12 protein-coding genes and 1 pseudogene are annotated in these 13,743 nt (G+C 36.9%); 5 read left to right on the forward strand and 8 right to left on the reverse strand.

Annotation, left to right across the window (positions count from 1 at the left end; genetic code table 11):
• Positions 1-470 precede the first annotated feature (470 nt).
• The gene (locus ACZ9HT_RS03630; RefSeq protein WP_476039202.1) at positions 471-1,067 is read left to right on the forward strand and encodes a superoxide dismutase; all 597 of its coding nucleotides are present in this window, start codon (positions 471-473) and stop codon (positions 1,065-1,067) included.
• Between the two features lie 85 nt (positions 1,068-1,152).
• Here ACZ9HT_RS03630 and ACZ9HT_RS03635 read toward each other — a convergent pair whose 3' ends face one another.
• Together ACZ9HT_RS03635 and ACZ9HT_RS03640 are read right to left on the reverse strand one after the other, a co-directional pair.
• Entirely contained in the window at positions 1,153-1,569 is a 417-nt protein-coding gene (locus ACZ9HT_RS03635) for a DUF6146 family protein (protein WP_476039081.1), read from the reverse strand.
• 74 nt (positions 1,570-1,643) lie between these two features.
• A pseudogene (locus tag ACZ9HT_RS03640) lies at positions 1,644-2,845 on the reverse strand (endonuclease/exonuclease/phosphatase family protein).
• Between the two features lie 240 nt (positions 2,846-3,085).
• Here ACZ9HT_RS03640 and ACZ9HT_RS03645 point away from each other — a divergent pair.
• Both ACZ9HT_RS03645 and ACZ9HT_RS03650 read left to right on the forward strand, forming a co-directional pair.
• Entirely contained in the window at positions 3,086-5,809 is a 2,724-nt protein-coding gene (locus ACZ9HT_RS03645; RefSeq protein ID WP_476039082.1) for a carboxypeptidase regulatory-like domain-containing protein, read from the forward strand.
• A gap of 19 nt (positions 5,810-5,828) precedes the next feature.
• Positions 5,829-7,883 carry a DUF5689 domain-containing protein gene (locus ACZ9HT_RS03650; RefSeq protein ID WP_476039083.1) on the forward strand — a complete coding sequence of 685 codons (2,055 nt, stop codon included), beginning with the start codon at positions 5,829-5,831 and terminating at the stop codon, positions 7,881-7,883.
• Between the two features lie 253 nt (positions 7,884-8,136).
• Here ACZ9HT_RS03650 and ACZ9HT_RS03655 read toward each other — a convergent pair whose 3' ends face one another.
• The 5 genes from ACZ9HT_RS03655 to ACZ9HT_RS03675 form a co-directional block, all read right to left on the reverse strand.
• Positions 8,137-8,607: a DUF6702 family protein gene (locus ACZ9HT_RS03655; protein WP_476039084.1), complete on the reverse strand. Its 471-nt coding sequence runs from the start codon at positions 8,605-8,607 to the stop codon at positions 8,137-8,139.
• A 42-nt stretch (positions 8,608-8,649) separates the two neighbouring features.
• Positions 8,650-9,408 carry an LOG family protein gene (locus tag ACZ9HT_RS03660; RefSeq protein WP_476039085.1) on the reverse strand — a complete coding sequence of 253 codons (759 nt, stop codon included), beginning with the start codon at positions 9,406-9,408 and terminating at the stop codon, positions 8,650-8,652.
• 4 nt (positions 9,409-9,412) lie between these two features.
• Complete coding sequence (locus tag ACZ9HT_RS03665; RefSeq protein WP_476039086.1) at positions 9,413-10,126, reverse strand: nucleotidyltransferase family protein; 714 nt, start codon at positions 10,124-10,126, stop codon at positions 9,413-9,415.
• Positions 10,127-10,219: 93 nt separating this feature from the next.
• The gene (locus ACZ9HT_RS03670) at positions 10,220-10,633 is read right to left on the reverse strand and encodes a RapZ C-terminal domain-containing protein (RefSeq protein ID WP_476039087.1); all 414 of its coding nucleotides are present in this window, start codon (positions 10,631-10,633) and stop codon (positions 10,220-10,222) included.
• Between the two features lie 61 nt (positions 10,634-10,694).
• Positions 10,695-11,717: an aminoglycoside phosphotransferase family protein gene (locus ACZ9HT_RS03675; protein WP_476039088.1), complete on the reverse strand. Its 1,023-nt coding sequence runs from the start codon at positions 11,715-11,717 to the stop codon at positions 10,695-10,697.
• 53 nt (positions 11,718-11,770) lie between these two features.
• On the opposite strand from ACZ9HT_RS03675, the gene xrtF reads away from it, so the two are divergent.
• Positions 11,771-12,313 carry an exosortase family protein XrtF gene (gene xrtF / locus ACZ9HT_RS03680; protein ID WP_476039089.1) on the forward strand — a complete coding sequence of 181 codons (543 nt, stop codon included), beginning with the start codon at positions 11,771-11,773 and terminating at the stop codon, positions 12,311-12,313.
• Entirely contained in the window at positions 12,300-12,734 is a 435-nt protein-coding gene (locus ACZ9HT_RS03685; protein ID WP_476039090.1) for an exosortase F system-associated membrane protein, read from the forward strand. Before xrtF ends, ACZ9HT_RS03685 begins: the two co-directional genes overlap by 14 nt.
• Here ACZ9HT_RS03685 and ACZ9HT_RS03690 read toward each other — a convergent pair.
• On the reverse strand, positions 12,731-13,738 hold the full coding sequence (locus ACZ9HT_RS03690; protein WP_476039091.1) for a cation diffusion facilitator family transporter: 1,008 nt from the start codon (positions 13,736-13,738) through the stop codon (positions 12,731-12,733). The genes ACZ9HT_RS03685 and ACZ9HT_RS03690 overlap by 4 nt on opposite strands.
• Positions 13,739-13,743 lie beyond the last annotated feature (5 nt).

The raw sequence follows: 13,743 nt of genomic DNA on the forward strand, positions 1-13,743 counted from the left end.
GGTTTTTGCAGTGCATAATCTGCAGATGGGACTTATGAATCTGGATATCAGTCTGGTTTTTATAAAGTTGCCGGAGAATAGCCAAAAGTAACGCCCGTAAATTCACAATGGCAAAATCTGGATTAAGGAAATGCAAATGCTCCCGCTATTAGTGGTGAGAATGCAGAATATAGAGAAAACCTGAGAGCGGGCTACAGCAAAGGCTACCTTCAGGGAAAAAGAAATGCTAATGATGCAATGCAATTTTCTAATAATAGCAAATCTAATAAGGTAAAGTCTAAATCAAAAGCCAGAAATAAATAAATTGAAGGCATAATTCGAAGTCATAATTACTACACTTACAAAGCATGAAATCGTTTCGAAGGAGCGATTTTTTGCTTTCGTCAATGTTAAAGATTTATTAAAGTAATCCCGCTTCTTTGGAATTGGGGCAATTATTGAGTAAATTTGAATACTAACAAAAAAATAATATTATGTTCACATTACCAGAATTAGGATACGCCTACGACGCTTTAGAGCCAACGATTGATGCAAAAACAATGGAGATTCATTATACGAAGCATCACCAAGGCTACGTAGATAATTTAAATAAAGCAATTGCAGGAACAGATTTAGAAGGTAAAACTATCGAAGAAGTTTGCAAAACAGGAACAGATAAAGCGGCAGTTAGAAATAACGGTGGCGGACATTTTAACCACTCTCTTTTCTGGGAAATATTAACGCCAGGTGGTAGCAAAGAACCCGTAGGAAATGTGAAAGCAGCCCTTGAAACGTATGGTGGATTCGATAAATTTAAAACCGATTTTACAGAAGCAGCAAAAACAAGATTCGGTTCCGGTTGGGCTTGGTTATGTAAAAAAGACGATGGTTCAGTAGCGGTTTGCTCCTCTCCAAATCAAGATAATCCTTTGATGCCTGTTGCAGATTGTCAGGGAACGCCAATTTTGGGTCTTGATGTTTGGGAACATGCGTATTATTTGAAATATCAAAATAAAAGACCAGATTATGTTACGGCATTTTTCGACGTGATCAACTGGGATAAAGTAGAAGAAAAATTCAATAAATAATGTTTTATTAATGACTATAAAAAAGGTTCAGAGTTTCTGAACCTTTTTTTTTATATGAATTACTATAAAATCATTAATACTCCGATTATCTTACATCAGCCTGGCTCAAACCATTCAGTTTTAGACCGTATTTCCATTGAACATAAGCAAAAACCTGGTAAAGTTTATATTCGAATTTTAAACCGTAATTTTCTCTGGGATCATAATCGATAGAAGATTCTATAACATTCCCATATCTGCCGGAAAAATAATAAGCGTTCCACTCGCTTACCAAAAAGGAGTTTTTACTTTTCAGGTAAGTTTCAGAATACATATTCATAGGTTTTGCAATGGCATTCAGGAAATAATTGTATTGAGAGTCCAGAACATCCAGCTCCCATTCGCCCTCGTCGTTTTTAACAGGTTTCATCTCGCGGTTTTCTTTATTGGCTGCCACTTTGTTTTGAGGAGCACAACTTAGAATGAAGAACGATATCAGAATTAGAGAAATTATTTTTTTCATGCGTAATTTTAAGTTAAAGATATAAAAAAATAAAACCGGAGCAGAAACTTCGGTTTTATTTTGAGGTAAAAAATTTACTTTTTCGGTTTATATTCTTTCTGAATGACAGACACGGCCGGAAAGTGATCGCTGAAACCACCTGTAAACGATCGCCATCCCAAGATCTTAAAGGATATCCTTTCCATTGTCCCTGATTGTTGATCAAATAAGGCGGTGCAAAAATTTCTGCTTTATAAATGGTGTAAGTTGGTGTTATTTTTCCAGCCGAATATAGGTTTTGGGAGATGATGATCTGATCGAAAAGATTGGGAGCATCCCGATAGGCTAAAGAGGCAACTCCTGCTTTGTACAGTTTCGCCATTAAATTATAGTACGGCGATTTATCAGACAATTGCGAGGGATCGCCAACCGCACCTAATATTTTCTTCACACTTGGACTCACCGGATCATCGTTAAAATCACCCATTGCGAAGAGTTTTCTTTCTGGATCCTCCGCTCTTACTTTATCCATTTCTTCTTTTAAAACTTTTGCAGCAGCGGCCCGTCTCGGCAGCGATTTTGCCTCACCGCCACTTCTGGAGGGCCAGTGATTCATAAAAACAGCGATTTTTTCTCCGTCTAATAAACCTTTAATAACCAGAACACCGCGTGTATAATTTCTTCTTCCTTCATCGTTGAAAATCTTGATGTCTTTAACGAAAGATTCCGTTAATTTGAATCTGTTTTTCTGATAAATAATAGCGATATCTATTCCGCGTGCATCATAAGAATTATAATGTACAATACCATAGTTGGCTTTCGACAAAGCTGGTTGATCGATGAGGTCCTGAATAACCTGTCGATTTTCTACTTCTAATAACCCCACGATTACCGGATTGTCATTGGTATACTGTCTGCCAAGTTCCGATATCACTCTGGCTTCATTGGTTAGTTTTTGAATGTATTTTTCTTTATTCCAGTTCTTCGGGCTGTTTTCGGTAAAGTCATCTGCTAAAATTTGATGACGGATCACTTTCTTGCCTAAGAGTAAGGAATCGCTCCATTCGCCTTTGTAGTCCTCCGTAGTTTCTAAATATTTCAAAGAGTCAATTGGAACGCTTCTATGAAAAGCAGGATTGTGAACATCTTTAGTTCCATCTATATAATCTGCAGAAGGAACGGTGTCCCAAAGATTTTCTACATTAAGAAATGCGATCGTTGCCCGCTGCACCTGTTTCTGTTGTGAAAAGATAAATCCAAAACTGCAAACCGCAAATAAAATAAAGATCTTTTTCATGTGGAAATTTGACTAAAGTTATCAAGTAAAATTACATATAATTTTCTTATCCGTAGAATTTAAACTAATGATAACAATTAGTAGTAAATATTTTTGCAGACGGCTAAATATTTAATATATTAATAATTATTAACAGGCATTTGGTAGAATAAAGTGTTAAATATTATAAAGTTAACAAAAATTAAGTTTAAATTTGTTACCCCTTGCATACTGTTTAGAAAGGGATTTAAATAATTTGTTATGCTTAAAAAATTATCCTTAATCTCACTGTTTACATTGCTTCCGGCGACGATTTACTTTGCGCAAACTACGGTCTACGCTTACGTAAAAGATCAGGAGGGAAAACCAGTTGAGAACGCAGAGATCAATCTTGGACAATCTACAGATAATGTAAAAGCTGATAAGATTGGTTACTTTCAGTTTGTCGATATGCAACCGGGACACTATTTGATCACGGTGACGAAGCAAAGCTTTGAGTCGAAGATCATTGAGTTTGATGTGAAGGCTGAGGAGAAAAGGAAAGATTTGGGAGTTGTAAATTTAAGCATCGCTTCTAATCCCATTGCAGGGGTAATGATTATTGATGATTCTGCAGGCGACAGTTCCGAAGGAGGTTCATCCATGCAGCCAACGGTTGGTCTATTAAGTTCGGGTAGAGATACTTTTCAAAATATTACGGCTTTCGAATTGGGAGCTTACTGGTTCCGGCCACGAGGGGTAGAAAATCGGTATGAGGATGTACTTTTCAACGGAATATCAATGTCTAAAGGCGATGATGGAAAGGTTGATTTTTCTAACTGGGGCGGTTTAAATGATGTTACAAGATATCCTTTCGAATCGGTAGATACTATTACGCCTTCTGAATATTCATTTGGAAATTTAGGCGGTGTAGTTTATTATAACACCAGAGCTTCCAGCTACAGAAAGCAGATTTCCCTCGCTTATTCATATACAAATAGAAGTTATTTTCACCGTTCACTGGCTACCTACTCCACGGGTTTATCTAAAAAAGGCTGGGCTTTCACTTTTTCCGGAAGCAGAAGATGGGCAGATGAAGGAGTGATCGATGGAACTTATCAAGATTCTTACGCTTATTTTGGAGCGATAGAAAAACAGTTCAGCAACAGACACGCCATTAATTTAACCGCTTTTGGGTCACCAACTTACAGAGCGAATAACTCCCCGAACACGCAGGAAGCATATGACATTTTGGGGAAAGATTACAATTCTTACTGGGGATATCAGGATGGTGAAAAAAGAAATTCCAGGATCAGAAAAGTATTTGAACCGATGTTTATGTTGACCGATTATTTAAAATTGGGTAAAACAAGCAACTGGACCAATACGGTTTCCTATCAGATCGGCAGAGATGGCAGAAGCCGTTTAGACTGGTTCCATGCCTCGGATCCAAATCCAACTTATTACAGAAAGTTGCCGAGCTACGGACTTTTGTCTGAAGATCAGTTTAAAGCGCAGTCTCAAATTGACTGGGAAAGTTTGTACCAGGCCAACTATATCAACCGATATGATATGGCTGGGAATGAGCAAGGATCAGTTTATTCTTTGGTAGAAGACGTTAACAAAGATAAAACCTTAAATTTCGCATCTCACTTCGATACTAAATTAAAGGACAACTGGAAATTAAATATCAATTTTAATTATCAGAATTTAAAATCCGATAATTTCCGGGAAGTAAAAGATCTTTTAGGTGGTTTTTACGCCAACAATCTAAATGCTTTCGGAAATGATACGCCGTACGATTTAGATAATCCAAATAGAAAAGCCCTTGTAGGCGATAGAACTCAATATTCTTACGATCTGTTGAAAAGTCAGTATAACTTAAATGTTTCGTCTGAAATCGATTTCGCGAAATGGAATGTCGTTGCATCTGTATTTACTTCTTACGCAGAATCGCAGAGAGATGGTAAGTTCAGACATTCTTTCTTTCCGGACAGTAAAGGAAAAAGCAGACTTTTTAGTTCTTTTGATGCGGGTTTAAAAGGAAAAGTAACTTACAAGATTAACGGTAAAAACTTTATCGTGTACAACGGTGCATTCTTCAGTTTAGCGCCAACTTTAAACGAAATTTTCATTAGTCCCCGGGTTACTAATTTAATTACGCCAAATGTTGAAAATCAAATCATCAATTCAAATGATCTGAGCTACATTATGCGGGGTCAGGTTTTAAAACTAAGATTAAGTGGATATTATACAACCATTAATAATGCTACCGAAATCTCCAGATATTACGCAGATATTTCTTCTTCAGTAATAGATCAGGGAAATGCTTTAGTTGCTGAAGTTTTAAGCGGTGTTAATAAAACCTACAAAGGTTTAGAATTAGGAGCCGAAGTAAAAATAACCCCAACTCTTAGCGCAACTGCAGTAGGAAGTTATGGTGATTACAGAGTGACCAATAATCCGAAAGTAAGAACTTTTGATGATGATTTTGGAATGAGACAGTGGGGAACAGCCAATTTGAAAGATTACAAAGTTGCCGGAACTCCACAAAAAGCCTATTCATTGGGATTGCGTTATAATTCTCCAAAATTCTGGTGGGTGGGAGCAACCGCTAATTATTTACAGGACCAGTATTTAGATTTCTCTGCCCTCAATAAAACGACTGCAATGTATACCGATCCTTTAACAGGAGATAATTATACAGGAGCCACGCCAGAAGCAATTGCTTTGATCACTGCTCAGAAAAAATTTGATGATCAGTTTATGCTAAATGCTAATGCCGGTAAATCTTTTCTGCTTGGTAAATACAGAATGGGACTTAGTTTAAGTGTAAACAATATCTTAAATAACAGAGATTACGTAACGGGAGGATTTGAACAGGGTAGAGCAGTAAACTTTCCCGAAGCCTTTGCAGAGAGCCAAAGAGCGATTCCTTATTTTGGTCCAAAACTCTGGTATGATAGAGGAACCACCTTTTTCGCGAATGTTTATTTAAGATTTTAATTAATAATAATATATCCAGATGAAAAAATACAATTCATTTTTAAAGATTTTATTTATCGCCTTCGCAGCGCTTTTTATCACAGGTTGCGTACACGATGATAAATATGATGAGCCAAATCTCGAGGGATATCAATGTCAGGATCTTACAGCAACGCTTAGTATTGCTCAGGTGAAAGCTTTGTATGTAGGAACAACTTATGTTTTTCCAGATACGTCTGCCAATATTATGGAAGGATATGTTTCTTCTAGCGACGAAACAGGAAATATTTACAAGACGATCTATATTCAGGATTTACCCGAAAATCCAACGCAGGGATTTGTTATCAGTGTTGATGCAGTAAGTACTTACACCAAATTTCCTCAAGGTTCTAAAATTTATATCAAATTGAATGGCCTTGCTTTAGGAGTTTACGGCGGATTGGTACAATTAGGTATTAAAGATGCTTCTGTAACGAGTACGAACGGAGTGGCAAGGATCTCAGAGATTGACGTTCCAGCGCATATCTTCAGATCCTGTAAGATCCGTGAAAAGATTGTCCCGAAAGTCCTTACGCTACAACAAATGCCTTCTAACAATAATTTGCTTGGTGCTTTGGTTCAGGTAAATGATGCTGAATTCGACAGTAAATCTTTATGCAGCATGTTTGCGCCAGATGGTATTAGTGTAGACAAACAACTGAATGACCCAACGAGTTCCCTTACGACAAGGATGGTAAGAAACAGCGGATTTGCCTCTTTTGCAAACCAGATCGTACCTTCAGGTAAAGGTGCTTTCATAGGAATTCTTAGTAAATTTAATTCCAGTTACCAGTTATATATTAATAAGGTCGAAGATTTAGCAGATATGAAGAACTTCCCCAGAAAAGACGGTCTTACCAAAAATCCGTGTAACTATGATCCGGGTAATTTAGAACCGAAATCAGTCGCAGAAGTGAAACAGCTTTTTACGGGTAGTCTAACAAAAATCACGGGAGATTTTGTGGTAAAAGGAAAAGTTACGGCGAACGATGAAGCGGGAAATTTGTATAAGTATATCTATGTAGAAGATGGAACGGAAGGAATTCGCATCAATATTAATAAACTGTCCTTGTATCAGGATGCAAGATTTAAGGTTGGAAAAGAAATTTACATCAAACTGAACAATCTTTATGTTGCAAATGTAAATGGAGAATTACAGTTGGGTGGATTATTTAATAACAGTTTCGGACAGATTGAGGAAGCTGAAGTTTATAAAGTTTTCTTTGATAGTAATAAACCTGTTACTCCTGTTATTCCTACAGAAAGAACAATTACTCAACTTACAGCCGCTGATGTTGGCAGATGGATCAAGATTAAAAATGTGCAGTTTAAAAGTTCGGAGATCGGAAAATCTTACGCTACCATTTTGCCAGGCAACAGAACTTTAGAAGATTGTAGAGGAAACATGATAACGGTTAGAACGAATAATCGTGCAACGTTTGCCGGAGAAGAAATTGATGATGGAAAAGGAGATGTTTATGCAATATTAAGTATTTATAACACGCAATATCAGCTTTATTTGCCAAAACAGATCAATGCCAATTTTAATGATCCCCGTTGTGATGGTGTAATCCCGGCAAGTATTATTTTCAAAGACGATTTCCAGAGTGCCATAACAAATAACTGGACCATATTCAATGTTACCGGGCCGCAGACCTGGGCGACTTCCAATCAGGGATCGGGTTCTAATTTCTACGCGGTTTTGAACGGTGGAAACACTGCGAATGAGGACTGGTTGGTTTCAAATGAGATCTCTTTATCAGGCTTTAATAAATATACCATTTCTTATTTAACGGACGGACGTGGAAGCGATAAAACGACCCTGCAGTTTTTTATCACCGATAATTATACTGGCGATCCTTCAAGCACTACATGGGTTTTAATCCCGGGTAAGATCGATACCGATTTAACTGAATTTGGATTTGATACTTCCGGCCGGGTTAGTCTTACCGCATATGCCGATAAAAAAGTAAGAGTGGCCATTAAATATGTTAGTATTCCTACAGGTGCTATAACTTGGAAAGTAGATAATGTACAGGTTAAAGGGATGAACTAATTATCATTTTCAATTGATATTTACAAGACGGGCTGCAGTTATTTGCAGTCCTTCTTTTTGTCGTCATACATTGGATTTGGGAATAATTACTTGTAGTAATTCACTTAAGAAGTCTTTCTCACCTTTAAAGTTATCATCGGTAGATGATTTCCACAGTTTCAACCCAACGTATTCTGCTTTGTTATTGCCTGCTGAACCTAAGAAAACCTCAGATTAATCTGAGGTTCTTATTCTTATTCTGGATGAAGTCTTCTTAAAAACTTACTTCATTAACTTCTTTACCGCGTTGAAAATTCATCGTCTTCTGGTTGCCTTTATAGGCGATGTTAACTAAATTAAATTGTTTCGGAAAAGTACTCAACATGATCGTGTTTTTAATTTTGATGGTATTAATATCTGAAACACCGCCGGCTTCAAAATAAACCCAAACTGATTCACCATTGATCTGACTTCCTGTAAATGTTAAGGTTTTAGCACCACCGTTCACATATAGGTCAAAATTGTTATTCACATATTTCTTTACTTCCGCTTCAAAACCCGCAGTTGCAGGATCAATTTTAATGGCATCAGAGATATGTGATTTGTTCATTTTCGTCGTAAATTTTAAGGTCTTGCTTCCCTCTACATAATCAACTTTGGTCATTGATGAATAAAAGTCTGCGAGTGTAAAACTCATCAGAAGCATCAAAGCCAAAATTCCAGTAATATGTAAAAACTTTTTCATTTTAATAATTGTATGTTAATATCCGCTCAAATATAATGCCAACTAAAAGTTAACATTAACCGTGTATTTATCGTAAAATGCTTTAATATGGGCGATTGCATCGTCAGCAGTATCTACAACTCTGTAAAGGTTTAGGTCATCTGCAGAAATCATTCCATTTTCCAGGAGTGTATTTTTAAACCAGTCCAGTAATCCGCTCCAGTATTTACTGCCTACAAGTACGATAGGGAATTTTCCAATTTTATCCGTCTGAATTAAAGTAATTGCTTCCATTAATTCATCCAACGTTCCAAAACCGCCGGGCATTACGATGAAACCCTGAGAATATTTTACAAACATTACCTTTCTTACAAAAAAGTAATCGAAATCAATATTGTAACCTTTATCGATATATGGATTAAAATGCTGTTCGAAAGGCAGGTCGATATTTAAACCTATTGATTTTCCGCCACCTTCTCTTGCGCCTTTATTGCCGGCCTCCATAATTCCCGGACCACCACCGGTGATGACGCCAAATCCAATGTCGGTAATTTTTGTTGCGATTTCCGTCGCCAATTTATAATATTCACTGTCTGGCGCTAAACGTGCAGATCCGAAAATAGAAACACAAGGGCCTATTTTCGCCATTCTTTCGTAACCATCTACAAATTCCGACATGATCTTGAAAACCATCCAGCTGTCTTTGGTAATGGTCTCGTCCCAGGTTTTTTCGCTAAAAGACCTTTGAACTTTTTGATCGATTTCAAATGCGGGACCCGTAACTTCTTTCGTCGTTCCTTTCCCTCTTTCTATTTTACTCATTTTTTTATTTAAAAATTTTTTCTGCTTCCAACACAGATTCTGGTCGGCCTACATCAATTAAATGTCCTTGATGTTCGAAGCCATGAATTTCTTCGGTATGCATTAAGTCCAGATATTCTTCCATAATAGAAAATTTACCTTTCCTTTTAATTTTATCGAAGATTTTGGGATTTATACAGTGTATTCCACTAAAAGCCAGTGGCTTAAAACCTTTATTGAACTCTGCCAATCGCTGTTCGCCCGTTTGTACATTGAGCCAACCGCGAAGGATCATATCTTCGTTAAAAAGTAATTTCCGGGAACTAACGCGGTCGGATACGGCTAAAGTAGCGAAATCTTTTTTTTCCTGATGATATTTTACAAAGTTGTTGATGTTAAGATCCGTTAAAATATCCGCATTCATAATCAGGAAATCTTCTTCGAAATCCAAAAACTTTCGGGCAAAAACCAGGCCGCCACCAGTTTCCAGAAGTTCTGCCTTTTCATCAGAAAACTCGATCTTAGCACCGAAGTTATTGTTCTTCTTTATAAATTCGATGATCTGATCACCAAAATGAAACACATTAATAACGAATTCATTAATGCCAAAACTTTGTAAATATTTTATGTTTCTTTCCAGCAAAGGAACTTCATTAACAATGGCTAACGCTTTCGGATGATTATCTGTAAAGGGTTTCAAACGGGTTCCTTTGCCTGCCGCGAAAATAAGTGCTTTCATTTGATGTTTTGATGAGCAACAAGTAATTAGCAATTTGTGATTCCGGAAATTACATACTGGATCTCCTGTTACTTATTGTTAATTACGCATTATTTATTGCTGATGATTAAGTTGAGGTTGTTCGTCGTGTTGCACACTCACTTCGGTTTGTGGATATTTTTCTTTAATAAAGGCTGCGATCTTTTCTGCAGAATATACCGATCGATGTTGCCCGCCTGTGCAGCCAAAATTGATCTGAAGATGCTCAAAATCCCGTGCTAAATAATTATCGATGTTGATTGAAACCATTTTTTTAACGAGTTCCAAAAAATTAGGCATTTCTGTGAGCGTTTCCAAATGATTCTGCACCCCGATATCACATCCAGTCTGGGATTTGTATTCTTCAACTCTGCCCGGATTTAAGATGCCACGACAATCGAAGGCAAATCCGCCACCATTGCCGGAGTTGTCTTTTGGTATGCCGCCTTTTTTGTAGGAAAAGCTGTGTATTTCTATTTTCAAACTCATTGTTATTTCTTTATTTTCTAAACTATATCTTTTCTTAATAAAACTTAAAAACTAAAATTTCTTAATGTTTAAGTATCATATTATTAATTTTCTCTTTTACAATTCCTGATTTTAAATCCACAATAATTTTTCTCAGTTCCGGATAATCTTCCATTTCGTTCCAGGAATCAGCGAAATGATTTAAATTTTCAATCCCTTTATCGATGCTGGAAATAAAATGTTCTTTCCTTTGAATTAATCCCCGGAAACCGTACGCTCCCAAAACCTGCAAAAAACGGATCAACTGAATTGGTTCTAACGCGTTCTTTAACTGAGAAACTTTTTCTTCATCCTTCCACAGCGAAAAATAGTAAGTCAGCATTTCTTCTTTAAAATCATCTGGAAAATTAGCCTTTGCCTGAAAAAGGAATGAAACAACATCGTATATCAAAGGACCTTTCATCGCTGACTGATAATCGATAAAGTAAACGGTCTCATTTTCATCGACCATGATATTCCTCGCCTGAAAATCACGGATCATCAAACCTTTTGGTTCCAGATTTTCAATCCTGGATATTAGTTTTTTGAATTCTATCAGCAGCGTTGCTTTATGATACGGAATCTCCAGAACGTCGGCGATAAAACTTTTAAAGTAAAACAGATCATTCAAAACAGGGAGTTCATCGTACGTTTGGTATTCAAATGTTTTCGAATAATCAATGGATTCAGATGATTTGGTTTGAAGGATAAAAAGCTTTTCAATCGTTTGTTTTACGAGCGATTTTGTTCGTTCTGAAAGTCCTTCTATTTCGATAATTTCAGATAATGTGTTTCCTCCCAAATATTCCTGAATGTAAATCTTTCGATCGGCTGAAATTTTAAAAATGGTCGGCGTGTTTAATTCAAGATCCGAAAAAACCCTGGAAAAATAATAGAAACTATCGTTTTCCGAAACATTTTCGTTGAAGGTGATAATATATTTTTGGTCTGAACTTTCGCCCACAAAATTAATTCTTGCAGAGCCGCTTTGCGCTAAAGTGAAAAAATCTGCAGCTGTTTCGCCAATGAATTCTTCAAAAAAAAGTTTTGCCTTACCGTTAATCATACTTCTACAAATATAGGGAAATTACAATTTTAGAAAAGATTATATTTGCAGGAATGTTCAATGATTTCAAGCCGGTTCTGAAAATTTTATTACGCTTCATTATTCTATATGTAGTGATGGTTCTGGCGTATCAATTTTACCTGAATGGATATAAAAATGAAGGTTTGGATCCATTTTCAACCTGGGTTATGAAGCAGACTACTTTTGCGCAGAACTTATTTGGGTATCCGTCGCAAATGATTCCGGGAAAACCTCAGGATGAAACAACGTGGTTTTTTGTAAGTGGCAAATATGTCTCCCGAATGGTGGAGGGTTGCAATGCCGTTTCCGTCATGATCTTATTTCTCTCCTTTATATTCGCTTTCTACAAAGGGGCAAAAACTTTTGTTTTTGTTGGGTTGGGACTTTTGTTTCTCCACATTATGAACGTTTTACGAATCGCCGGACTTAATATTTTAATTGTCGAAATTCCACAGTATTCTAAAATAGGTCACGATTATTTATTTCCTGCCATTATTTACGGAAGTGTTGTCGTGCTCTGGCTGGTCTGGATTAAATTTTTTGCTTTAAAAGAACCGGGAAATGAAAATTCTTAACTGGTTTATTGTAATTCTGGGGATTTTCGGATTGATCAGTATTCGAATGCTGGAAGATCAGGTCTTTTACGATCCTTTTCTCACTTATTTCCACGAAGCCAACAAACATGCACAATTTCCAGATTTTGAATGGATGAAGTTAACCTGGAATTATCTTTTTCGTTTTCTGCTCAATCTAATTTTTTCTGCCGTTGTGGTGCATTTCATCTTCAAAAATAAACAGTGGACAATCCAGGCAATTGCTTTAATGCTGATCGTTTTTGCGATCACCTTCCCGCTTTATTTGTACTGTATCCACACGAAGTTCGAAATCGGTTATCTGTTTTCCTTTTACATGCGCAGATTCGTCATTCAGCCTTTGATCCTGCTGCTGATCATTCCTTTATTTTACTATCGAAAGCAAATGCAGCCTAAAATCTAAGATTTGGTATCGACATTGTGCTTGCTGGCATTCGCAATGTTTTTGTAGTTCCAATCTATTTTTTTAACAAAAGGCCTTTCCCGAACGGGACAGTCGAAAAGTTGACAAATCTCACAAGAGATCGGTTTGCAGTCATCCAGGTGGAAATTGAATTCAATATCGCGGTCTGTATTTTCACCCACCAATTTGTAGACTTTTTCCATTTCATCGTGCGCTTTCCGAAGTTCAAAATACCACGGAATTGTTAAATGCGCATCAATATGCAGTCCGCTTCCATGCTGTTGAATTCTCATGTTGTGAATATCGATCCATTCCGGTTTTCGGTTTTCATTTAAGAAATTGGCAAGCTTTGAAAGCATATCCAGATCGGCTTCATCCATAATTCCACTTAAGGCTTTCCGGATGATCTTGTAACCGACAAACATAATGTATCCACCAAAAAGAAGCGCTACAACACCATCAATCCAGTATATTTTAGTAGAATAGACCAAAACCAAACTGATGACAACTCCCAAAGTAGTAAAGGTATCGCTTTGCAAGTGTTTCCCCGAGCTTTGTAAAACCAGAGAGTTTTCCTTGATCCCTTTTTGATAGGAAATGTATCCCATTAAATAGTTGATTCCTGCTGTAACGGCGATGATAAGGATTCCCCAGTCTAATTTTTTTGGAATATTGCCACCAAGTAAAGAATTAATTGATTGCGCAATAATGATAACTCCCGCAAAAATAATTAAGGCACCTTCAATTCCCGAAGTGACGAACTCTACTTTTCCATGTCCGTAAGGATGATCGCGGTCTCTGGGTTTTGCGGCGAGATAAAGCGAATATAAACCCATAAATGCGGCAATGATATTCACGATACTTTCCATAGCATCGGAGAAAACGGCATCGGAATTCGTTAAATGCCACGCAATAAGTTTCGCAACGAAAAGTACGATTCCCACAATGGCGACCCATCTTTGAAAGGTGAAATTATTTTTAGAGGAATTGGTGATTTCTGGCATTACAG

This window comes from Chryseobacterium sp. UYP7 (assembly GCF_056279225.1).

Bases quoted from the DNA above. Each gene is read 5' to 3' on its own strand.
- ACZ9HT_RS03635 (WP_476039081.1), bottom strand. From the start codon at position 1,569: ATGAAAAAAATAATTTCTCTAATTCTGATATCGTTCTTCATTCTAAGT.
- ACZ9HT_RS03645 (WP_476039082.1), top strand. From the start codon at position 3,086: ATGCTTAAAAAATTATCCTTAATCTCACTGTTTACATTGCTTCCGGCG.
- ACZ9HT_RS03650 (WP_476039083.1), top strand. From the start codon at position 5,829: ATGAAAAAATACAATTCATTTTTAAAGATTTTATTTATCGCCTTCGCA.
- ACZ9HT_RS03655 (WP_476039084.1), bottom strand. From the start codon at position 8,607: ATGAAAAAGTTTTTACATATTACTGGAATTTTGGCTTTGATGCTTCTG.
- ACZ9HT_RS03660 (WP_476039085.1), bottom strand. From the start codon at position 9,408: ATGAGTAAAATAGAAAGAGGGAAAGGAACGACGAAAGAAGTTACGGGT.
- ACZ9HT_RS03665 (WP_476039086.1), bottom strand. From the start codon at position 10,126: ATGAAAGCACTTATTTTCGCGGCAGGCAAAGGAACCCGTTTGAAACCC.
- ACZ9HT_RS03670 (WP_476039087.1), bottom strand. From the start codon at position 10,633: ATGAGTTTGAAAATAGAAATACACAGCTTTTCCTACAAAAAAGGCGGC.
- ACZ9HT_RS03675 (WP_476039088.1), bottom strand. From the start codon at position 11,717: ATGATTAACGGTAAGGCAAAACTTTTTTTTGAAGAATTCATTGGCGAA.
- xrtF (WP_476039089.1), top strand. From the start codon at position 11,771: ATGTTCAATGATTTCAAGCCGGTTCTGAAAATTTTATTACGCTTCATT.
- ACZ9HT_RS03685 (WP_476039090.1), top strand. From the start codon at position 12,300: ATGAAAATTCTTAACTGGTTTATTGTAATTCTGGGGATTTTCGGATTG.
- ACZ9HT_RS03690 (WP_476039091.1), bottom strand. From the start codon at position 13,738: ATGCCAGAAATCACCAATTCCTCTAAAAATAATTTCACCTTTCAAAGA.